Origin of the sequence: Frigoribacterium sp. VKM Ac-2836 (assembly GCF_013248995.1) — a bacterium.
Lineage (GTDB): Bacteria > Actinomycetota > Actinomycetes > Actinomycetales > Microbacteriaceae > Frigoribacterium.
In genome coordinates this window covers 346,598-367,320 of sequence record NZ_JABRPK010000002.1, presented here as the reverse complement: position 1 = coordinate 367,320, position 20,723 = coordinate 346,598, and the positions used below count along the sequence as shown (strand labels likewise).

The following is a 20,723-nucleotide window of genomic DNA, read 5'->3' as shown; positions in this document are numbered from 1 at the left end:
CTCCCCATGCCCGTCACGACCGACAAACCCACCGACCGGCAGACCATCCCCCCGCAGAACTAGCGGCCACACCTTCGTCGCACCGTCGCACCACGAACTGGACGTCGCACCACGAAGGTTCGTGGTGCGACGTCCAGAAGGTGGTGCGACCCGAGACCCGGGCTGCTCCCGTCAGTACCAGTTGACGGACTGCGAGTGCGACCAGGCACCGCAGGGCGTGCCGTAGACCGACTTGATGTAGCCGAGGCCCCAGGTGATCTGCGTCTTGGCGCTCGTCGCCCAGTCGCTGCCTGCCGAGGCCATCTTGCTGCCGGGCAGTGCCTGCGGGATGCCGGTCGCGCCACTGGGGTTGTAGGCCTTGTAGTTCCAGCCGGACTCCTTGGTCCAGAGCGAGACGAGGCACGAGTACTGGTCGCTGCCCCAGCCGTACTGCGACGACGCGAGCGACTGGGCCGTGGCCTTGGCCCCGGCCACCGAGTTGTCGGCGGCGGCACGCGCGGCCTCGGCAGCAGCGGCTGCCTCGGCGGCGGCCTTCGCCTCGGCAGCGGCCTGGGCTTCGGCGGCTGCCTGGGCGGCGGCGGCAGCGGCAGCGGCCTGGCGGTCGGCCTCGGCGGCGGCTGTCTGGACGGTCTGTGCCGAGAGCGCGGTCTTCTCGACACGGGCGTTCAGGGTCGAGGCGTCGAGCTTCTCGTAGTCCGCGAGCGAGGCGACCTGAGTCTGCAGCTCGCTGGCGTCGGTCCTGCCCGAGGTCGAGGCCACGACCTGGTTCGCGATCTGGATCGTGGAGCGCGCCTTGGCCTGTGCCAGCGACGTGGCGATGTCGGCCTTCTGCTGCTTGACGTCGGACGCATGCTGCTCGGCGGAGATGGTGTCCGCGCCGGCGGCCGACATCGAGGTGACCGCGAAGCCGGTGCCCGCGACGAGAGCGACCGCGGCGACGCCACCGATCAGTGACAGTCGACGGCGGGCGGAGCGACGGCGGCCGGCTGCGAGCGAGCGGCGCGTGGCGGGAGCCTCGGTGACCACGGAGTTCTCGTCGGTGGCAGGGGTGTTCTCGGGGGTCATGTGGTCCTCGTGTTCGGCCGACCCGCGCCTCCGGACGGGCGGGGCGCACACGGCGGCGCCGCACCGCACGCTCGAAGCGCTCGCGGGTGGCAGATCTCCACGCAACGGGGCGAGGGGCCGTGACAGGTCGGTGTCGGTCTCGCGAGGCCGTGGGGCCCCGACTCGTCCGCCGCGGCTGCCCGATCGAGTCGGTGCTCGTTCGGGAGGGGCGCACGCGCCCGGGCGAAGTGACGAGTATGCAGACACTTCCTGAGTAGAACCACACAGTCGACTGTCGAACCACGCAGTCCGGCGCATCGGTCCAGCGGATGACATCGACCCGCGCGACCCTCATCCCAGCGAAGGAGGTGCGGGCCCGGTGGGTCAGCAGCCCGCCATCACGACGCCTCGGGCGCCTCGACGACGTCGGCCGCGACGCGCGATCGACGCCACGCCCCCGTCGCCACGTACTCGACCATGACGTTGAGCACGGCCACCGTCGGGACGGCGAAGAGCGCACCCGGGATGCCGGCCACGTACGACCCGCCCGCCACGGCGAAGACGACCGCGAGCGGGTGCACCCGGACGGCCGACCCCATGACCAACGGCTGCAGCACGTGGGCTTCGAGCAGGTGCACGACCAGCACGCCGGCCAGCATGACGACCGCCTGGATCGGCCCGGCGAAGACCAGGGCGACGATCACCGCGAGCGCCCCGGTCACGATCGCGCCGACCACGGGGATGAACGACGCCAGGAACACCAGGATCGCGATCGGCACGGCGAGGGGCAGTCCGAGGAAGAACGCGATCAGGCCGATGCCGACCGCGTTGACCGCGGCGACGACGATCTGCACGCGGACGAACGACGTCAGCGTGTGCCAGCCCGCCTGCCCCGCCCCGTCGACGGCCGGGCGGGCCGCCTTCGGGAACAGACGGACCGTCCAGGCCCACACACCCCGACCGTCGATCATCAGGAAGATCGTCGCGAAGAGGGTCAGCAGGCCTCCGGCCAGCAGGTGGCCGGCGGCGGTGCCGATCGACAGCACGCCGCTGAGGATCGTCTTGCTCTCGGTCTGCAGGGCGCTCTGGGCGTCCTTGAGGTAGCCGCTCACGTCGGCGTTCGTGAGGCTCAGCGGCGGCCCCTGCAGCAGGGTCGTCAGCTGGTCGTACTGCGCCACGGACTGCCTCTCGATCTGCGGCAGCCCGGCACGGATCTGCGTCACGGCGAGCAGCACGAGCCCGCCGACGACGATCACCCCGGCCAGCAGGGCCGCCACGATGGCGAGCCAGCGCGGCCAGCGATGCCGGCGCAGGAACCCCGCGACCGGCACGAGGAACGCCGACACGAGGATCGCGATCAACAGCGGGACGACGATCTCCTCGAGCGTGGCGATCAACCAGAAGAGCACCGCGAGCGCGGCGGCGACCGCGAGCAGACGCCAGGCCCAGGCACCTGCGATCAGCATGCCCGGGGGCAGCGCGGCTCCGGGCAGCGCGGCTCCGCGCGGCGCGGCTCCGGGCGAGGAGGCGCGGGTCGGGTCACCCGCGAGGGCGGTGTCCGAGGTCGGTGCGGCGGCGCGGGTCGCGTCATCCGTGGCGCCCCCGTCTGTGGCTGCACCCTGGGGGCGCTGGGAGCGACGTGAGAACTTCATGAGCCGAGTGTCCGGCCGCGCGGCTATCAACCGGCTGTGACTTCGCTGACCCGGCCCGCGCCTCCTCGTCCGGGTGGGTCGGGTGGGTCGGGCGGGTCGGCGGTCAGGCCTCGGGCTCGAACCTCGGGCCGTCATGCCCCTCGCGCCGCACGCGCTCGGACCAGGCCGCGAGCGGCCGCACCCACAGCCCCTGCTCGCCGTAGAGCGCACGGTAGACGACCAGGGGTTCGTCGGTCTCGCTGTGGCGAGCCGTGCCGAGCACCTCGTAGCGCCCACCCTTGAAGTGGCGGTAGAACCCGGGCGCAGGAGGGGTGGGGGCGGTCATCCCGCGAGCCTAGACGGGACGGGAGGGGCACGATGGTCGGGTGACCCAGGACGCTCCTCGATCGACCGCCAGCACGCCGACCACCCCGGGCGAGCCCGTGGTCGACACCGACGACCGTGCCGCGAGACGCGAGTTCGACACCCCCTCGGGCCGGGTCGTGGGCCGAGTCGACGGCGACGTCGTCCGGGTGCTCGGCGTGCCCTACGCCGAGGCCGACCGGTTCGAGCCGCCGCGTCCGGTCACCCCGTGGTCGTCGCCGTTGCTCGCGTTCGACCGCGCCCCCGCGTCTCCGCAGGTGGCGTCACCCGGGCTCGACGCCCTGATCGAGGGAGCCGCCGTCGGCATGGTCGACGACGAGCATTGCCACCGTCTGTCGATCACCCTGCCCGCCGACCTTCCGGCCGACGAGCGTGTGCCGGTGATGGTGTGGATCCACGGCGGCTCGTACGTGTCGGGGGCGGGTGATCTGCGGGTCTACGACCCGCGCGCCCTGGTCGCCGAGCAGAGGGTGATCGTCGTCACCGTGACCTACCGGCTCGGCATGCTCGGGTTCTTCGGCGACGGCGTGGAGGTGCCCGCCAACCTGGGTCTGCTCGACCAGCTCGCTGCGGTCCGGTGGGTGCACGACACGATCGAGGCGTTCGGCGGTGACGCCTCGCGCATCACCCTGTTCGGTCAGTCGGCCGGCGGTGACGCGATCGCGCACCTGATGATCAGCGAGGGCACCCGGGGGCTGTTCGCCCGGGCCATCGTGCAGAGCGCACCGCTCGGCATCGTGCGGGGGCGCCGTCGCATGGTGAGGGCGATGACGGAGGCGGTGGGCACGCTCCATGCGGACGCCCCGCTCGACGAACTGCTCGCGGGGCAATCCGTGGCCGAGCGTGCGGCCAAGCGCTTCGGACTGCGTGGCGGCATGGCCTTCGGCGTCCAGTACGGCCGGGCACCGCTGCCGGCCGAGCCCGACGCCGACGCCGCCTGGCGTGAGGTCGCACCCGAGATCGACCTGCTGATCGGCGCCACGTCCGACGAGACCGCCGTCTTCGCCGAGTTCTCGCCACTGTTGCAGGGACTGTTCGGGCTGCCCGTGGTCGGCCGGGCCATCCGGCGGGTGATGATCGACGCCACGACGAGGGCGGTCTACCACCGGGCCGGTCGGGCCTTCGCCGAGCGGCACCGGGCCGCCGGTGGGCGCGTCTCGACCTTCGAGTTCACCTGGGAGCCCGAGGGCACGGCTTTCGGTGCGGCCCACATCACCGAGCTGCCACTGCTGCTCGGCGGTCGTGAGGCCTGGGGACACACCCGCCTGATCGGCAGCACCGCCTGGGAGGACGTCGACCGCCGTGGCCGCAAGGTGCGTCAGGTCTGGGCCGACTTCGCCCGCACCGGCACCGTCGCCGCCGACGCCACGGCCGGTCTCGCCGACACCCTGGTCGTCCACCGCCGCTGACCACGAGCCTCCCCGCGCCCGCCGCCCCGCCCCGCCTGCCCCCTCCCCCTCCACGCACGGCGCTGCACTCGGCGCTGTGTTCGGCGCTGTCCTCGGCGCTGTGCAAATCGCGACGGTCGACCCTCGACACGCCGCTCACCTTCGCTCGGCGACGGCGTGTCGGCTCGGCGTTGTCGGGTTCGGCACGCCCCGCCGCCGGGCGACGGTCGGGTTCGGCACGCCCCGCCGCCGGGCGACGGTCGGGTTCGTCACGTCCTCCCGGCTCAGGCGGGCCGGACCGTTCCTCCCCAGCCGCACCGCGCCTCCATCCGTCCCCAGGGACGGCCCGGTGTTCGCGCCCGACGCCACCCCGACAATACGATCGACGGCAGACCCGATGCGCCGACGCCGCCGCAGTCGCCCGCCCCGCCGTGTCCCGCGGCGCCGAGCACCAGAGGACCCCCGTGAAGAGATTCCGCCGCAACCAGGCGCGCATGCACCTCGTCATGATGCTGACGTTGACGTTCACCACCGGCATCATCGACGCCGTCGGCTACCTCGGCCTCGACCGGGTGTTCACCGCGAACATGACGGGCAACGTGGTCATCCTGGGCATGGCCATCGCTCAGGCCGACGGCCTTCCGATCGTCGGGCCGATCGTCGCCCTCGCCGCCTTCCTGCTCGGTGCCGCGATCGGTGGCCGGGTGCTGCGTGGCGGCCGGGCCGGCTGGTCGGGCCGCAGCACGACCTCGTTCGGGGTGACGGGCGGCGTGCTGCTCGGGCTCGGCGTCTCGACGTTCTTCTTCGTTCCCGAAGAGAACACGCCGTGGGCTTTCACGATCACCGGTCTGCTCGGCGCCGCGATGGGACTGCAGGCGGCTGCGGCCCGCAAGATCGCCGTCGCCGACGTCACGACCGTCGTCGTCACGTCGACGATCGTGGGCCTCGCGTCCGAGTCCAAGCTCGCCGGGGGCACGGGCAAGAACTTCCCACGACGGGTGCTCGCCGTGGTGCTCATCCTCGCCGGGGCGGGCGTCGGGGCCCTGCTGCTGCAGGTGCACATCGGCGTCGGCATGGGCGTCGCGGGCGGGCTGACGCTGCTCGTCGCACTGGCCGGTCACCTGCTGCGTGAGCGGCGGCGCGAGCTCGAGGCACGCGAGGCAGCGGCTGCGGCCGCCGCCTCGGGCTCGGGCGACATCGAGGAGGCTCGCTCGGCGACCAGCGGGGCGAACGGGGCCGCTCGTGCCTGACACCGACCGGCACGACCTCGTCGTCCGGGCCCGCCGTGCGCTGGTCGACGGCGACTGGCGCGAGGCGAGCGTCGTCGTCCGTGACGGCCGGGTCGTCGCGATCGGTGACTACGCCGACGAGGTGGATGCCACCGTCGACGTGACCCTGCCCGACGACCAGGTGCTGCTGCCCGGCGTCGTCGACAGTCACGTGCACGTCAACGAGCCCGGCCGCACCGAGTGGGAGGGGTTCGCGACCGCGACTCGCGCCGCTGCCGCCGGCGGTGTCACGACGATCGTCGACATGCCTCTGAACAGCATCCCACCGACGACGACCGTCGACGCCCTCGACCAGAAACGCGCCGCCGCCGGCCCGCAGTCGGTCGTCGACGTCGGATTCTGGGGCGGGGCGATCCCGGCGAACCTCGGCACGGGCGACCTGCGGGCGCTGCACGAGGCCGGCGTCTTCGGGTTCAAGGCGTTCCTGTCCCCATCGGGTGTCGACGAGTTCCCCCACCTGTCGACCGAGCAGCTGCACGCGGCGATGGCCGAGCTGGCCGAGTTCGACGGGCTGCTGATCGTGCACGCCGAAGACCCCGAGGGGCTCGATGCGGCCGCGGCCGCGGCCGCGACCCCGGCAGGAGGCGCGGCGTACGACGCCTTCGTCCGCTCGCGTCCCGACGTGGTCGAGTGCACGGCGATCGAGCACGTGATCGAGGCCCTCCGTGCGACGGGCGGGCGCGCCCATGTGCTGCACCTCTCGTCGGCGACGGCACTCGAGGCCATCCGGGCCGCCAAGGCCGAGGGCTTGCGGCTGACGGTCGAGACCTGCCCGCATTACCTGACCTTCGACGCCGAGCACATCGGCGACGGCGCGACGCAGTTCAAGTGCTGCCCGCCGATCCGTGGCGAGGCCAACCGCGAACTGCTCTGGCAGGCGCTGGTCGACGGCACGATCGACATCGTCGCGAGTGATCACTCCCCGTCGACCCGCGAGCTGAAGTTCGCCGGTGGCCCCGACGCCGCACACGGCGACTTCGACGTGGCGTGGGGCGGCATCTCGGGCCTCGAGCTGAGCTTCCGCGCCGTGTGGACGGGAGCCCGTCAGCGGGGCATCGCCCTCGAGAGCGTCGTGGGCTGGATGTCGCGGGGCACCGCAGCCCTCGTTGGACTGCCCACGAAGGGACGCATCGGCGTCGGCGCCGATGCCGACCTCGTCGCCTTCGCCCCCGAGACACGCGTGACGATCGACGTCGACGACCTCTCGCACCGCAACCCCGTGACCGCGTACGACCACGCACGCCTGTTCGGCGAGGTCGCGGCGACGTGGGTGGGCGGCCGGCTGGCGGGGCCGAGCGCGCCTCCTGCGCGGTTGCTCGTCCGACCCGACCCGGGGCTCGCCTCGTGAGGGGCAGCAGCGCCCCGGTCGAGGTCGCACCGGGAGTGCATTTCGTCGAGGGCCCGGCGTCGAACTGGACGATCCTCGTGGGTGGCGGCACCCTGACGCTCGTCGACGCGGGGTATCCGGCCGACCTGGACCTCGTGGAGTCGTCGCTGCGGGCGGTGGCGGCGACGAACGAGGGCGACGCGCGTCTCACGTCGGTGCTCGTGACGCACGGGCACAGCGACCACATCGGCACGATCACGGCCCTGCGCCGGCGACACCGGTTCGAGGTCCTCGCGGCACCCGCCGAGGTGCCGAACGTGACGCGCGAACAGCTGCACCAGGTCGGCGTCCGCGACGTGCTGCCGCACCTGTACAAGCCCCGGTTCGCCCGCTGGGTCCTGCACGCGGTGCGCGCGGGCGGCCTGGGCGACGTGGCGGTGGCCGACGTCCTGCCGCTCGAGCTCGGGGTGACCCGCACGTTCAGCGGTCATCGCGTCGTCCCCACGACGGCCGTGGGCCACACCCCCGGGCACACCGTCTTCGCGCTGCCCGACGACGACGTGCTGATCACCGGCGACGCCCTCGTCACCGGCCACCCGACCTCGCGGCTCGAGGGCGTGCAGATGCTTCACCCGATCTTCCACTCCGACCTCGCCGAGGCGGGGCGCACCTACGGCCGACTGGTCGACCGAGGGGCGCGGGTCGTGCTGCCCGGCCACGGGCCGGCTCTGCGGCACTGAGCGAGCCGTGACGCGGATCGCGTGCTATTCGAGTTCGCTCAGCTCGGCGTACAGCTCGGTGACCTCGGCGACACGGCTGCGGCCTGCCCCTGGTCGTCCGGCCCGGACGGTCTCGGTCAGCACGGCACCCGCCAGCAGCGCGACCAGGCTCATCGCGCCGGCGTAGCTGTCGAAGGGTGCCGGGGTCTCGACCGGACAATCGAGTCGTACCGTCACCTCGACCCCGCGCAGCGACGGGTCGGCGATCAGCACCACGGGCACACCGCGGGCGGCCAGCGCCGACAGGACGCCGGCGAACCCGGCCGGCCGACGGCGGAACCCCACCAGGACGACGACGTCCCGTGCCCCGAGCCCGACCAGCTCTTCGCCGATGGACTGGCCCGGCTGCGGCGCGACGCGCACGTCGTCCCGTGCCTGGACCAGCTGCTGCCGCAGGTGGAGCGCCACCGGGTAGCTGTTGCGGAATCCCGCCACGACGACCCGCTCGGCACCGGCGACCACCGTGGCGGCCCGCTCGAGCCGGCCGTCGGCCAGCCCCGACAGCATCAGGTCGAGGTTTCGTCGTTCGGCCTCGGCGTGCTCGGCGAGGCCGCCGGAGGCGCGGGTCGGCCCGACCGGTACGCCACGGCTCCGCGACGCCCGCGCCTGGTCGCGCACCTCTTGCGCGTCGGTGAAGCCGAGCCGTCGGAACAACCGCGACACCGTGGCTTTCGAGACGCCGCTCCGCTCGGCGATCTCGGTGGCGGTGTAGACGGCGAGATCGTCCAGGTGGTCGAGGATGAAGTCGGCGGCTCGTTGTTCTCGTGGCGAGAGGCGGCCGTAGCCCGAATCGATGCGGTCGCGGATGCCCGCCCCTTCGACCGGGCCCGCGCCTCCTGCGTCCTTCGCCGGCTTGGCGCCGTCGGCAGCGTCCCCGAGCGTGTCGTCGATGCGGAGCCCGCTCACGCGGAGGCCTGCGCCACGGCCGGGTGCGCCGCCGCGATCGCCTGCACGGTGGCCTCGAAGGCATCGAGTGCGACGGCCACGTCGGCCATCGTGACGGTCTCGTCGGGGTGGTGGCTGATGCCCCCGTTGCCGCAGCGGACGAACACCATGGCCCACTCCGTCAGCTCGGCGACGGCCATGGCGTCGTGCCCGGCCTTCGAGAACAGGACCATCGGGTCGACGTCTCCCGTGGCGGCGATGCCGTCGCGGACGAATCCCCGGAGGCGCGGTGAGGCGACGACGGCCGGCGCACGGTGGGTCTCGTCCACCGAGAAGGTGAGGCCGCGACGCCCTCCGACCTCGGCGGCGACGGCCTGGATGTCGGCCCAGACCTCGTCACGTCGGTCGTCGTGCTCGGCGCGGAGGTCGAGGCTGAACTCGACGAACCCGGGAATCACGTTCACCCCGCCGGGGAAAGCCTGCAGCCGGCCGACCGTGGCGACGCAGCCGGCTTCTCGCGCCAGGCGTTCGACCGCCAGGACGATCTCGCTGGCCCCGGCGAGCGCATCGTGGCGCCGGTGGAACGGCACGCCGCCCGCGTGGCCGGCGACCCCGGTCAGGGACAGGTCGAAGCGCCGCGCGCCGGCGATCGACGAGACCACGGCGAGGGCCCGGTCGGCCTCTTCGAGGTAGGGGCCCTGCTCGATGTGGGTCTCGAGGTAGCCCACGACGTCGGCGGGGTCGTACGCGGCGTCGGTCACCCGGTCGGGGTCGAGGCCGAAGGCTCGGAACGCGTCGCGCAACGTCGTGCCCGTGGCGTCGACCAGGGACCACCACTCGGGCTGCCAGGTGCCGGCGACCGCCCGCGAACCGAGCAGCGCGGTACCGAAGCGGGTGCCCTCTTCGTCACCGAAGGCGAGCACCTCGATCGCGAAGGGCAGACGACTGCCCGCGGTCTCGAGACGTTCGACCAGGGCCATGCCGAGGAGCACGCCGAGGATGCCGTCGTAGCGTCCGGCGTCGGGCACGGTGTCGAGGTGCGAGCCGAGCAGCAGGGCGGGCAGGCCCGGCTCGGTGCCCTCGTAGCGACCGCGCTGGTTGCCGGCGGCGTCCTGCCACGTCGTCATGCCGGCCTGTGTCATCCACTCGCCGGCCATCGCGTTGACGCGAGCGTGCTCGGGCGAGAGGTACACGCGCTCGATGCCGGTCGGACTGCTCGAGACGGCGGCCAGGGCATCGCAGCGCTCGAGGACGAGACGGGCCTCGTCGCTCACGCCGCGCCTCCTGCTCGGTCGGCGTCGAGGTAGACGTCGTAGGCGGCGCCGACCCCGCCGCCACTCGTGATCGGCGCACCCTCGCGCCGGAGCACGGCCTCGAGCGCGGCGAGGGTCGTGAGCACGGTGTCGCGACGCGCGTTGTAGCCCATCGTGCCGATGCGCCAGACCTTGCCGTGCAGGGGGCCGAACGAGGTGCCGATCTCGATGCCGAAGTCGGTGAGCAGGGCGCCGCGCACCCGGTCGCCGTCGACACCGTCGGGGATCACCACGGCGACGACGTTGTTCATCTTGTGAGCGAGGTCACCGAAGGTCTCGAGGCCGAGCCCCAGCACGCCCGCGAGCATGGCGCGACCGTGCAGCTCGTGTCGGGCGACCACGGCGTCGACGCCCTCGTCGACCACCAGGCGGGCGCATTCACGGGCGCCCCAGAGCATCGTGGTCGCCTCGGTGTGGTGGTTGAGGCGTTGCGGCCCCCAGTAGTCGAAGATCATCGCGAGGTCGAAGTAGTTCGAGGCGATGCGGCGGGCGCTCGTCGTGTCGCCGTCACCACGGATTCCGGCTTCGATGGACGTGCGGGCCCGGATGACGTCCACGGCTCGCTCGCTGAAGGTGACGGGCGACGACCCCGAGGGGCCGCCGAGGCACTTCTGCAGGCCGGCGCTGACGGCGTCCAGCCCGAGCTCGTCGGTGCGGAAGGTGTTGCCGACGATCGATGCCGTGACGTCGGTGTAGAACAGCACGCCGTGGCGGGCGCAGGCTTCTCCGAGCCCGTCGAGGGGCTGGGCGACGGTCGTCGAGGTGTCACCGTGCACGACCGCGAGCAGTTTCGGCTGGACGCGCTCGATCGCCTCGACGATGGTCTCGAGGGCGAACACCTGCCCCCACGGCACCTCGATGACGTGGACCTCTGCCCCACAACGCTCGGCGATCTCGCGCAGCAGGTGCCCGAATCGACCGAAGACGGGCACGAGCACCTTGTCGCCCGGCTCGATCAGGGACACGAGCGAGGCCTCGATGCCGGCCCGCGAGGTGCCGTCGACGAGCAGGGTCTGCTCGTTGGCGGTCTGGAACACCTCGCGGTACAGCGCCTGCGTCTCGTCCATGTAGGCCGTCATGGCGGGGTCGTACTGCCCCACGAGCTGAGCCGACATCGCGCGGAGGACCCGGGGGTCGGCGTTGATCGGCCCGGGGCCCATCAGCAGGCGGGCGGGCGGGTCGATCGGCTGGAAGACTCGTTTCACCCGGCCCACCCTACGCAACCCGTGTTTCATGCAGGTGAACGCGTCGGCGGCCGTCCGAGGCGAGCATCAGGTCGCCGTCCGAGGCGAGCATCAGGTCGCCCAGGTCGCCCAGGTCGCCCAAGTCGCCGCGAGCTCGACCAAGGAGAGGTCCGCGCCGCGTGGCCCCACGAGGCACAGCCCGACGGGTGCGCGCCGCCCGGCGGCGACGGGCACCTCGAGGACGGGCGCCGAGACGGCAGGAGCCCCGAGCACGCCGGCGATGCAGGTCAGACCGAGCGTGGCCGAGCGGACGGCATCCACCTCGGCCGCCGTGGCACTGAGCGACGGGGCGGCCGACGACGCACTCGGCAGCAGCAGCACACGCCCCTGGAGGAGGGCCTCGAGGCGGCGACGTTCGTGGGCGAGGGCGACCCGCGCCTCCTCGGCCTGCCGGGGCGAGACCGTCGCGCCGAACGCGAAACGAGCCGAGACGTCCGCGGCGAGTTCGCCGGGATGCGCGGTGATCCAGTCCCCGTCGGATTGCCAGGCCTCGAACGCCTGCAGCACACGGAACAGCTCGAACAGGTGCGCGACGTCGCCCAGGACGACCGGCTCGGGACGCGGGATGCGCCCTGCCGCGGTCGCCTCGTCGAGGGCCCGCCCGAACTCGGCTCGTACACCGGGCGTGACCGACGAGAGCAGCCCCGGGTCGACCACGTACGACGGCTCGACCGACACCTGGTCGGCCGACCGCAGCGACGACGCGGCCGACCGGCGGAGGGTGTCGACGTCACGTGTCACCCAGCCGACCGTGTCGAAGCTCGGCGCGAGGGGCAGCAGCCCGGCACGGTCGACGGCGCCGTGCGTGGTACGGATGCCCCAGAGCCCCTGGTACGACCCCGGCACCCGGAGCGACCCGCCCGTGTCGGTCCCGAGGCCGATGCTCGCTTGCCCGAGGGCCACGGCCGCCGCCGGGCCGCTGGTCGAACCACCCGAGATCGCCCCCGGCGCGGCCGGGTTGGGCGGGGTGCCGTAGGCGGAGTTGCGTCCGGCGATGCTGTAGGCGAACTCGTCGGTCTGCGCGATGCCGCGCAGGTCGGCCCCGGCGTCGAGCAGGTGCTGGACCGCGGCCGCGTGCCGGGGCTCGGGGGCCGCACCGGCGAGACGGGCAGGCACCCCGGCACCGATCGCGTGGCCCGCGACGGCGAACAGGTCTTTCACGGCGACGGTCTCGCCGACGAGGGCCCGAGAGCCCGCAGGAGGCGCGGCACCGGTCACCCCGTCGTCGCGACGCCCCGAGACCAGCGGCTCGCCCACGACCCGCCAGACCCGCCGGTCGATCGCGGGAGGCGGCGCCTGCACCTGCGCCGACGCGATGCGCCAGGGGCGACCACGACCCGACCCCGTCCGCGGCTCGCGGCGCCAGAGCTGCGTGACGACCCCGCGCCCGCCGGAGGCCGGAGCGTTCACGGACACGATCAGCGCGGCGTCGGCGTCGACGACCCGCACGTGGCACTCGACCACACGACGAACCGGCCCCGACCCGCGCCGGCCCCGGAAGGCCGTGATGGCGTCGTGCCCGACCAGCAGACCACCGGCGTCGGCGCGCATCACGGTGGCGGTCGGCTCGAAGGACGCCGCGAGCGCGACCTGGTCATCGGCCGCGAGTGCCTGCTCGTAGGCGTCGAACGCGGCGATCAGGCCGTCGGGCAGGTCGCCGTCGACGGTCGTGGGGACGGTGCCCGAGCCGACCCGCGCCTCCTCGGGACCGGGCACGTCGGCACGCATCGCGTCAGCCACCGAAGTCCGCCTTGCGGATGCGGGCGTGGACGCCCTTGACCAGGTCGACGACCTGCGAGATGTCGAAGTCGGTCGCGGCCGAGAGATAGGCGTAGGCGAGGCTGCGGTCCATGCCGTAGCGGGCCTCGATCAGATCGATCGCCGCCCGGACGCAGGCGCGGACCGCCTCGTCGAGGTCTTCGTCGAGACCGGTGGGCACGAGCAGTTCGGCCGTCTCGGCCAGCGGCCCGGCGATCTCGCCGAACAGCGCCACGGCCTCGGCCCGAGGCACCAGGTCGAACCGGACGGTGACCCGCAGGCTGGCCTCCATCGCCGTGAGCGCGACCTCGCCGTCGCCCTGGGCGAAGTGGGGATCGCCGACGTACGCCAGGGCCCCGGGCACCTGGACGGGCAGGTGCAGCGAAGCGCCCTCGGTCAGCAGGGCGATGTCGATGTTGCCCCCGTGCGTCCCGGGAGGCACCGAATGCGGTCGCTCGTCGCCCGCCACGGCGACGCCCATGATGCCGAGAAAGGGATGCAGGGGGAATCGCACGGTGTGGTCGGCACCCGGCACGAGCGGCAAGGTGCCGACGAGCGAGCCGTCGGGCTCGTGGTCCACCGCCGCGAAGACGCTGACCGGGCCGGCCTCGAGCGGGAACTCACCGGCCAGGGCGCCGCGGCCGTGCCGGTTCGAGATGACGCCGTAGGGCACCCGCGGTGTCGCGTCGAGCAGGGTCATCGTGACGACGTCGCCGGGCTGCGCTCCGCGGATCGCGATGGGCCCCGTCACGACGTGCGGACCGTCGGCACCCGGGTCGCGACCGTGCTGGTCGTCATCGGCCGCGGCCAGCGCGACCGCGTCGTCGAGCACGTGCTCGGCGGGTACCCCGTGGCGGGCGAAGAAAGCCAGGGGGTCACGCCCTTGGTCGTCGAGCACGCCCTCGTGGCTGAGGGTGTCGATGAGGACGGCGGTGCCCGGGTCGATCGTGAGCACGGGCTCGTCGGCAGCGCAGGGCAGGCGCCCCCACAGCGTCGTGGCAGGGGTCGCGGGCAGGTAGACGACCCCCTCGTCTCGATCGCCCCGAGCCAACGGTTGCAGGATCGGGGTCGCGGGAACGGGGCCCGCGTGGGGTGCCGGAGTCGCGTCGGAGATCGCCATGCCCAGCACAGTAGCGAGTGGACGCCTCGTCCCGATAAGCCTTCTGAAACGAGTTGTTCACAATGCGCCGATCGTGAAACAAGTCGTTCACACGGCTGTGTGATCATCGCCGCATGGCGATCATCCTCGGCGACAACCAGTACGGCAAAGCGGAGTCGCGACTCGTGCGCTTCTACCGCGACGGGCCCCGACACGAGATCCGCGACGTCAACGTCACGACGGCGTTGCGCGGTCCGTTCGACGCGGCGTATCTGCGGGGCGACCAGAGCGCCGTCCTGCCGACGGACACCCAGAAGAACACCGCGTTCGCCTTCGCGAAGTCGAAGGGCGTCGAGGCCGTCGAGCGCTTCGGGCTCGAACTCGCCCGCCACTTCGTGCACGACGTCGAGCCGGTCACCGGTGCCCGCGTCGAGATCGAGCAGTACGACTGGCAGCGGGCCGTCGTCGACGGCGCGGAGCACGACCACACCTGGCTGCGCTCGGGGCAAGAGGTACGCACCGCCGCCGTCACGGTGGACGACACCGGCGAGTACGTCGTGGGCGGCCTGAAAGACCTGGTCCTGCTCAAGTCGACCGGGTCAGAGTTCGCCGGATTCCTGACCGACGAGTTCACGACCCTGCCCGAGACGCACGACCGGGTCATGGCGACGTCGTTGGACGCGAAGTGGCGCTTCGGCACGACGGACGTCGACTGGGAGGCCACGTACGCCGACGTGAAGCGCCTGATGGTCCGCGAGTTCGCCACCCTGCAGTCGCTCGCGCTGCAACAGACCCTGTGGCACATGGGCACGGCAGTCCTCGAGGCGATCCCGTCGATCGTCGAGGTACGCCTCAAGGCGCCCAACAGGCACCACTTCGCCTACGACCTGGCACCCTTCGGTCTCGAGAACCCGGGCGAGGTGTTCTGGGCCGCCGACCGGCCGTATGGTCTGATCGAAGCCACCGTGCTGCGTGACGACGCGCCGCCGGCCCACGACGCCTGGCGCGCCTCGGCGGGTCTCGCATGAGCGTCGCCGAGTCGACCGATCCCACGCCTGCCGCACCCCGAGGAGACACCGTGACCGACGCCGCCGACGCCCGCTGGCTGGCACGAACGATCGAGTTGGCCGTCGAGAACGTCGCGAACGGAGGCGGGCCGTTCGGCGCGGTCATCGTCCGCGGGGACGAGCTCGTGGCCGAGGGGCAGAACCGGGTCACGGCCAACCTCGACCCCACCGCGCACGCCGAGGTCACGGCGATCCGTGCGGCCTGCCAGGTGGTCGGAGACTTCTCGCTCGCCGGCACGACGCTGTACACCTCGTGCGAGCCGTGCCCGCTGTGCCTGTCGGCCTCGCTCTGGGCGCGCGTCGACCGGGTCGTCTACGCGGCCGACCGCCACGACGCCGCACGAGGTGGCTTCGACGACCTCGAGTTCTACGAGCTGTTCGCGCGCGACCGGTCGACCTGGGACCTCCCCGTCGACGAGGTGCGCCCGGCGAACGCGCCGGCGCCGTTCGAGGCGTGGGCGACCCACGACCACCGCACCGACTACTGAGCCGGCGTGCGAGGGGGGTCAGCTGCCGCGGTAGGTCGAGTACGCGAACGGGCTGAGCAAAACGGGCACGTGGTAGTGACTCGACTCGTCGGCGAGGGTGAAGTCGATCGTCACCCGCGGGTAGAACGTGTCTCGCTGCGCGGCCGAGAAGTAGGCGGCGGTCTCGAAGACGAGTCGGTAATCGCCGGCGGGCAGGGCGTCCGGGCCGAGTTCGGGCACGCGCCCGTCGGCGTTCGTCACGCCGGTGCCGAGTTCGACTCCATGGTCGTCGTGGAGCGCGACGGGAACGTCGGCCGCCGGGCGGCCCAGTGCGGCGTCGAGGACGTGCGTCGTGACGTGGCTCATGCTCCGACCTCGTCGCGGTCGGTGGACGTCGCCCGGGCGGCGTCGGCGGAATCGGCGGCGTCGGCGGAGTCTCCGGCGTCCGCGAAGGTCGCCTGGAGCCTCAGCAGCGCGATGTCGCGCAGCTCGCCCCCCACGATCCTCAGCTCGGTGTCGTCGTCGAGCCTGAGCCGCCGCTGCAGCTCACCAACGATCTCGGCCCGACTCCGACCGGCGGCACGGATCAAGAACACCCGGCCGAAGCGCTGCTCGTACGCGGCGTTGCCCTCGGCCAGCAGCTGTGCGAGGGCCTCGTCGTCGGCGTCGACCGCGGACCCTTGCTCACGTCGACTGAACTCCTGCGCGGCGCCGTCGCCGGCCGGCTTCTCGCCGATGCGCGGGTGGTGCGACATGGCCTCGTCGATCTCGGCGGCGCTGAGCGGCGTGGCGGCTGCGGCCGCGACCGTGATCAGTGCGTCGGCGTCGGCGAACGGCGCCTGCGCGGCGACACCGTCGGCCCATCGCTCGACACTCAGGGCGGTCAGCAGGTGCGAACGCAGGGTGGCCTCGTCGAGCTCGATCATGACGCACACCCTAGCCACGGTGCCCCGAGGCGACGGGTGCGGCTGGCCGACCGGCGCCTCCCGGGCGTCGGGTGAGACGGCCCCCTGGCCCGTCATGGTGGGTGGCGGGTCGCACCACGTCCGTGTCACCGAACCACCCCCGGGCGTGGTTCGACGACGCGACGGTCGTTCGACGCCGAGCGTTCCGACACATGCTCGAAACCCCGGTCGTGCAGAGTGGGTCGTCCCATGGACCTGACCACCGTTCGCGAGATCCGTACCCCGTCACGACGGGACGAGGTCGTCTTCGCGCCCGGCGAACGCCCCCTCGGCGGAGGCACGTGGCTGTTCTCCGAACGGCAGCCCGGGCTGACCGGCCTGGTCGACCTGACCTCGCTCGGGTGGACGCCGATCGAGCGCGGCACCGACGCCGTTAGCGGTGACGTCGTCGGCATCGCCGCCACCTGCACCATCGCCGAGTTGTTGAGGCTGCCCGCCGACGACGACTGGGCCGCCCACCCGTTGATCGACCAGTGCGCGAACTCGTTGCTGGCCTCGTTCAAGATCTGGAACGTCGCGACGGTCGGCGGCAACGTCGCCCTCGGCTTGCCGGCGGGCGCCATGACGTCGCTGATGGCCACCCTCGACGCCACGGCCGTCGTCTGGACCACCGACGGCGGTGAGCGGCGCTTGCCCGTCGCGACCTTCGTCACGGGGGTCGTGCAGAACGCACTCGAGCCGGGCGAGGTGCTGCGCACGCTCGAGGTGCCACTCGACTCGCTGCGATCGCGCACCGGGTTCCGACGCATCTCGTTGAGCCCCCTGGGCCGCTCGGGGACGCTGGTCACGGCCCGCCTCGGCCTCGACGGCGAGTTCGTCGTCACGATCACGGCGGGGACGACCCGTCCCGTCCAGCTGCGCTTCGACGAGTTGCCCGGCGAACGGGCCCTGGCCGAGGCGGTGGCCGGCGTCGACTGTTGGTACTCCGACCCGCACGGTGCCCCCGACTGGCGTCGCGCCATGAGCGCGCGCTTCGCCGACGAGTTGCGCGTCGAACTCGGCCGGCCCGCGCCCGCACCGTCCGCCACCGCGGGCACCGGGGCGGAACGCACGCGACCACACGGCGAGCCGACCCACGACCCGCGAAGCCCCGCTGCCCGTGCCCTCACCGGCACCCCGTCCCCGACCACCCCCACGAGCCCGGGAGGCGCGCCATGACCCCGAGACACGTCACGTTCGAGGTCGACGGCCTGCCCCTCGACGCCGAGGTCGCACCCGGTCAGGTGTTGCGGACGGTACTGCGTGAGAACGGTGTGCACTCGGTCAAGAAGGGCTGCGACGCGGGCGACTGCGGCGCCTGCTCGGTGCTGGTCGACGGCGAGCCCGTGCACTCGTGCATCTACCCGGCGCACCGACTCGAGGGTCGGGCCGTGACGACGGCGGCCGGCCTCGGCACCCCCGAGCATCCCCACCCCGTGCAGCAGGCCTTCGCCGACGCGGCCGGATTCCAGTGCGGCTTCTGCACGGCCGGCATGGTGGTGACGGCCTCGACGTTCACCGAGGCCGACGCGAGCGATCTGCCGCGCCTCCTGAAGGGCAACCTCTGCCGGTGCACGGGCTACCGGGCGATCGGCGACGCGATCTGTGGTGTCACGAACACGGTGGCCCCGGCCGACGGCGAGGCGGCCGGTCGGTCGGTCAAGGCCCCCGCGGCGATGCGCGTCGTGTCCGGCGCGGAACCCTTCACGCTCGACTTCCGGAGCACGACGAAACTGCTGCACCTCGCCGTGCTCGGCAGCCCGCACGCCCACGCCCGCATCACCTCGATCGACACGAGCGCCGCCGAGGCGATGCCTGGCGTGCACCTGGTGCTGACGCACCGCGACTCCCCCACGACGCTGTTCTCGACCGGTCGTCACGAGGACCGCGAGGACGATCCCGACGACGGTCTCGTGCTCGACCCCGTGCTGCGGTTCCGCGGGCAGCGGGTCGCCGCGGTGGTCGCCGACGACGTCCGCACGGCGACGAACGCCCTGGCCGCGATCGTCGTCGGGTACGAACCGCTCCCCGCCGTGTTCGACCCCGAGGCGGCGCGGACGCCGGGCGCCCCTCTGCTGCACGGGGAGAAGACCAGCGAGGTGTCGCGCATCGCGTACCCCGAGCGCAACACCGTGGCCGCGATGCACGACGAGACCGGAGACGTCGAGGCGGGCCTGGCGGCGGCCGACGCGGTGGTCGAGGGCACGTGGCGGACGCAGCGCGTCTCGCACGGAGCGCTCGAGACACATGCCTCCCGCGGCTGGCTCGACGACGACGGACGCCTCGTGATCCGCACGGCGAGCCAGGTGCCGTTCCTCGTGCGAGACGAGCTGGCCCACGTCTTCGACCTGCCACAGGAGCAGGTTCGCGTCGTCGCCGCCCGTGTCGGCGGCGGCTTCGGCGGCAAGCAAGAGCTGATCACCGAAGACCTCGTGGCCCTGGCCGTGCTGCGTACCGGTCGACCCGTGCAGTACGAGTTCACCCGCGAGGACGAGTTCACGATCGCCCCGACCCGTCACCCGATGCGCGTCCGCGTGCGGGTCGGGGCCACGAGCGACGGCGTGCTGACCGCGTTGCACGTCGACCAGCTGATGGACACCGGCGCCTACGGCAACCATGGCGTCGGCGTGATGTACCACTCGGTGCACGAGTCGACCAGCGTCTACCGCTGCCCGAACAAGCGCGTCGACGCCGAGTCGGTCTACACGAACAACCTGCCCTCGGGGGCGTTCCGCGGCTACGGGCTCGGCCAGGTCGTGTTCGCCGTCGAGTCGGCGATGGACGAGCTCGCCCGCGAGCTCGGCATCGACCCGTTCGAGCTGCGCCGGCGCAACGTCGTCGTCCCCGGCGATCCGATGGTGGTCACCGACCCCGACGAAGAGAGCGACCTGCTGATCGGCAGCTACGGGCTGGACCAGTGCCTCGACCTGGTCGAGCAGGCGCTGGGGTCTCCTGCCCCCGCGGGTGCGCCTCCTGCCCCCGTCGGCCCGACCTGGTCGACCGGACGCGGCATGGCCCTGGCGATGATCGCGACGATCCCGCCACGGGGTCACTTCGCCGACACGTCGATCGAGTTGCTGCCCGACGGCCGCTACGACGTCGGCGTCGGCACCGCCGAGTTCGGCAACGGCACCACGACGGTGCACACCCAGCTCGTCGCGTCGGCGCTCGGCACGACGCCCGACCGGGTCGTCGTCCGGCAGTCGGACACCGACGTGGCCCGCTACGACACGGGCGCCTACGGCTCGGCGGGCGTCGTCGTCGCGGGCAAGGCCCTGCTCGCCGCCGCCCACAAGCTGCGTGCGGCGATGGTCGACCGTGCCCTGGCGATCGCAGGAGGCGCGGGTCACGCCGTCGACACCGGCACCGCCCCCGAGGTGGTCGCGGGCGGAGTCGTGGTGCGGGTCGGTCCGGGTGCCGACGCGACCGTGCTGGTCTCCGGCGAGCGGCTGCTGGCGGACGGTCCGCTCACCGCCGACGGCGCCCACGACGGCACCCCGCGCTCGGTGGCGTTCAACGTGCACGGCTTCGAGGTCGCGGTCGACCGGTCGAGCGGTGAGGTGCGGCTGCTGCGCTCGGTGCAGGCTGCGGACGCCGGGGTCGTTCTGAACCCCGAGCAGCTCCGTGGACAGGTGGAGGGGGGCACGGCCCAGGCGATCGGCACGGCGCTCTACGAAGAGATGATGCTCGACGGCGAGGGTCGCGTGCTGACGACGGCGTTCCGCAACTACCGGATGCCCAAGTTCGGCGACGTGCCGCAGACGGAGGTGCACTTCGCGACCACCCACGACGACCTCGGCCCGCTCGGGGCCAAGTCGATGAGCGAGGCGCCCTACAACCCGGTGGCCCCGGCCCTGGCGAACGCGATCCGCGACGCCCTCGGGGTGCGGCCCTACGAGCTGCCCATGTCACGCGACCGCCTCTGGCGCCTCGCCGGCGGCAGCTGAGCCGGGCCGGGCCGAGCCGGGACGAGCCGTGCTGGGCCCCTCTCCCCAAGCCTGATCCGGTACGTACCGGATCACGAGTCGCACCATGAACTGAACGTCGCACCGCGAATTCGCGCGGTGCGACGTTCAGTTCGTGGTGCGACGCAGGCCCCGGGGC

Annotated in this window: 18 protein-coding genes; 8 read left to right on the top strand and 10 right to left on the bottom strand. The window is 72.7% G+C overall.

Going from position 1 to position 20,723, the window contains the following annotated elements:
• Positions 1-171: 171 nt before the first annotated feature.
• The 3 genes from HRF36_RS08085 to HRF36_RS08075 form a co-directional block, all read right to left on the bottom strand.
• The gene (locus HRF36_RS08085) at positions 172-1,065 is read right to left on the bottom strand and encodes a phospholipase (RefSeq protein WP_254281161.1); all 894 of its coding nucleotides are present in this window, start codon (positions 1,063-1,065) and stop codon (positions 172-174) included.
• Between the two features lie 377 nt (positions 1,066-1,442).
• The gene (locus tag HRF36_RS08080) at positions 1,443-2,696 is read right to left on the bottom strand and encodes an AI-2E family transporter (RefSeq protein WP_254281160.1); all 1,254 of its coding nucleotides are present in this window, start codon (positions 2,694-2,696) and stop codon (positions 1,443-1,445) included.
• A 103-nt stretch (positions 2,697-2,799) separates the two neighbouring features.
• Positions 2,800-3,021 carry a DUF1653 domain-containing protein gene (locus HRF36_RS08075; protein WP_173208770.1) on the bottom strand — a complete coding sequence of 74 codons (222 nt, stop codon included), beginning with the start codon at positions 3,019-3,021 and terminating at the stop codon, positions 2,800-2,802.
• Between the two features lie 40 nt (positions 3,022-3,061).
• Here HRF36_RS08075 and HRF36_RS08070 point away from each other — a divergent pair, with 40 nt between their 5' ends.
• The 4 genes from HRF36_RS08070 (at position 3,062) to HRF36_RS08055 (ending at position 7,803) form a co-directional block, all read left to right on the top strand.
• Positions 3,062-4,468 carry a carboxylesterase family protein gene (locus HRF36_RS08070; protein ID WP_371740083.1) on the top strand — a complete coding sequence of 469 codons (1,407 nt, stop codon included), beginning with the start codon at positions 3,062-3,064 and terminating at the stop codon, positions 4,466-4,468.
• A 443-nt stretch (positions 4,469-4,911) separates the two neighbouring features.
• Positions 4,912-5,697, top strand: coding sequence for a DUF1275 family protein (locus tag HRF36_RS08065; protein WP_371740082.1), 786 nt, complete (start codon positions 4,912-4,914; stop codon positions 5,695-5,697).
• On the top strand, positions 5,690-7,084 hold the full coding sequence (gene allB, locus HRF36_RS08060; protein ID WP_173208768.1) for an allantoinase AllB: 1,395 nt from the start codon (positions 5,690-5,692) through the stop codon (positions 7,082-7,084). Before HRF36_RS08065 ends, allB begins: the two co-directional genes overlap by 8 nt.
• On the top strand, positions 7,081-7,803 hold the full coding sequence (locus HRF36_RS08055) for an MBL fold metallo-hydrolase (protein WP_173208766.1): 723 nt from the start codon (positions 7,081-7,083) through the stop codon (positions 7,801-7,803). Before allB ends, HRF36_RS08055 begins: the two co-directional genes overlap by 4 nt.
• A 24-nt stretch (positions 7,804-7,827) precedes the next feature.
• Here the strand turns inward: HRF36_RS08055 and HRF36_RS08050 are convergent, their stop codons facing one another.
• The 5 genes from HRF36_RS08050 to HRF36_RS08030 all read right to left on the bottom strand — a co-directional run bounded on the left by HRF36_RS08050 (position 7,828) and on the right by HRF36_RS08030 (position 14,162).
• Positions 7,828-8,748: a MurR/RpiR family transcriptional regulator gene (locus HRF36_RS08050; protein ID WP_217271257.1), complete on the bottom strand. Its 921-nt coding sequence runs from the start codon at positions 8,746-8,748 to the stop codon at positions 7,828-7,830.
• Positions 8,745-10,001, bottom strand: a complete 1,257-nt coding sequence (locus HRF36_RS08045; RefSeq protein ID WP_173208765.1) for an allantoate amidohydrolase — start codon at positions 9,999-10,001, stop codon at positions 8,745-8,747. Before HRF36_RS08045 ends, HRF36_RS08050 begins: the two co-directional genes overlap by 4 nt.
• Positions 9,998-11,245, bottom strand: a complete 1,248-nt coding sequence (locus HRF36_RS08040; RefSeq protein WP_371740081.1) for an alanine--glyoxylate aminotransferase family protein — start codon at positions 11,243-11,245, stop codon at positions 9,998-10,000. Before HRF36_RS08040 ends, HRF36_RS08045 begins: the two co-directional genes overlap by 4 nt.
• Positions 11,246-11,335: 90 nt before the next feature.
• Positions 11,336-13,024, bottom strand: a complete 1,689-nt coding sequence (locus HRF36_RS08035) for an AtzH-like domain-containing protein (protein WP_371740080.1) — start codon at positions 13,022-13,024, stop codon at positions 11,336-11,338.
• Positions 13,017-14,162 (bottom strand): acetamidase/formamidase family protein, encoded by a 1,146-nt coding sequence (locus HRF36_RS08030; RefSeq protein ID WP_173208763.1) that lies wholly within the window; start codon positions 14,160-14,162, stop codon positions 13,017-13,019. The genes HRF36_RS08035 and HRF36_RS08030 overlap by 8 nt, the downstream gene beginning before the upstream one ends.
• A gap of 113 nt (positions 14,163-14,275) precedes the next feature.
• Between HRF36_RS08030 and pucL the strand changes: the two genes are divergently transcribed.
• Both pucL and HRF36_RS08020 read left to right on the top strand, forming a co-directional pair.
• On the top strand, positions 14,276-15,169 hold the full coding sequence (pucL, locus tag HRF36_RS08025; RefSeq protein WP_173208761.1) for a factor-independent urate hydroxylase: 894 nt from the start codon (positions 14,276-14,278) through the stop codon (positions 15,167-15,169).
• The gene (locus HRF36_RS08020; RefSeq protein WP_173208759.1) at positions 15,166-15,696 is read left to right on the top strand and encodes a nucleoside deaminase; all 531 of its coding nucleotides are present in this window, start codon (positions 15,166-15,168) and stop codon (positions 15,694-15,696) included. The genes pucL and HRF36_RS08020 overlap by 4 nt, the downstream gene beginning before the upstream one ends.
• 18 nt (positions 15,697-15,714) lie before the next feature.
• Here the strand turns inward: HRF36_RS08020 and uraH are convergent, their stop codons facing one another.
• Positions 15,715-16,041: a hydroxyisourate hydrolase gene (gene uraH, locus HRF36_RS08015; protein WP_173208757.1), complete on the bottom strand. Its 327-nt coding sequence runs from the start codon at positions 16,039-16,041 to the stop codon at positions 15,715-15,717.
• The gene (gene uraD, locus HRF36_RS08010; protein WP_173208747.1) at positions 16,038-16,601 is read right to left on the bottom strand and encodes a 2-oxo-4-hydroxy-4-carboxy-5-ureidoimidazoline decarboxylase; all 564 of its coding nucleotides are present in this window, start codon (positions 16,599-16,601) and stop codon (positions 16,038-16,040) included. The genes uraH and uraD overlap by 4 nt, the downstream gene beginning before the upstream one ends.
• Before the next feature lie 228 nt (positions 16,602-16,829).
• Between uraD and HRF36_RS08005 the strand changes: the two genes are divergently transcribed.
• Together HRF36_RS08005 and HRF36_RS08000 are read left to right on the top strand one after the other, a co-directional pair.
• On the top strand, positions 16,830-17,798 hold the full coding sequence (locus HRF36_RS08005) for an FAD binding domain-containing protein (protein ID WP_173208745.1): 969 nt from the start codon (positions 16,830-16,832) through the stop codon (positions 17,796-17,798).
• Positions 17,795-20,566, top strand: coding sequence for a molybdopterin-dependent oxidoreductase (locus HRF36_RS08000; protein WP_173208743.1), 2,772 nt, complete (start codon positions 17,795-17,797; stop codon positions 20,564-20,566). The genes HRF36_RS08005 and HRF36_RS08000 overlap by 4 nt, the downstream gene beginning before the upstream one ends.
• Positions 20,567-20,723 lie beyond the last annotated feature (157 nt).